We start from the raw sequence: 817 nt of genomic DNA on the forward strand, positions 1-817 counted from the left end.
AGAAGTCCATGTCGCCGCCGCCGGGCATGGCGGGGGCGGCTCCGGCCTTCTCGGGCTTCTCGGCGATGACGGCCTCGGTGGTGAGGAACAGCGCCGCGATGGACGCCGCGTTCTGCAGCGCCGAACGCGTCACCTTGGCCGGGTCGATGATGCCCGTCTCGAACAGGTTGACGTACTCGCCGGTGGCGGCGTTGAGGCCCTCGCCCGGGGGAAGGTTGCGTACCTTCTCCACCACGACGCCGCCCTCGAGGCCGGCGTTGACGGCGATCTGCTTGAGGGGCTCCTCCAGCGCCTTCTTGACGATCGCGGCGCCGGTGGCCTCGTCGCCGAAGAGCTCGAGCTTGTCGAAGGCCTTGGCGCCGGCCTGCAGCAGCGCCACGCCGCCGCCGGGGACGATGCCCTCCTCGACGGCCGCCTTGGCGTTGCGCACGGCGTCCTCGATGCGGTGCTTGCGCTCCTTGAGCTCGACCTCGGTGGCGGCGCCGGCCTTGATGACGGCCACGCCGCCGGCCAGCTTGGCCAGACGCTCCTGGAGCTTCTCGCGGTCGTAGTCGGAGTCGGTGTTGTCGATCTCGGCGCGGATCTGGTTGACCCGGCCGGCGATCTGCTCGGCGTCGCCGGCACCGTCGACGATGGTGGTCTCGTCCTTGGTGACGATGACCTGGCGGGCGCGGCCGAGCTGGTCCAGGGTGGTGGACTCCAGCTTCAGGCCGAGGTCCTCGCTGATGACCTGGGCGCCGGTCAGGACGCCGATGTCGGCCAGCATGGCCTTGCGGCGGTCGCCGAAGCCCGGCGCCTTGACCGCGACCGAGCGGAA

General features: G+C 71.0%; 1 protein-coding gene. It reads right to left on the bottom strand.

The genetic code is table 11. From position 1 onward, the window contains the following. The coding region (gene groEL / locus ACTOQ3_RS43595; RefSeq protein ID WP_440089949.1) for a chaperonin GroEL at positions 1-817 on the bottom strand (817 nt) is incomplete at both ends.

The organism is Streptosporangium sp. LJ11, from assembly GCF_051918945.1.
In the GTDB taxonomy this organism is placed as follows: domain Bacteria; phylum Actinomycetota; class Actinomycetes; order Streptosporangiales; family Streptosporangiaceae; genus Streptosporangium.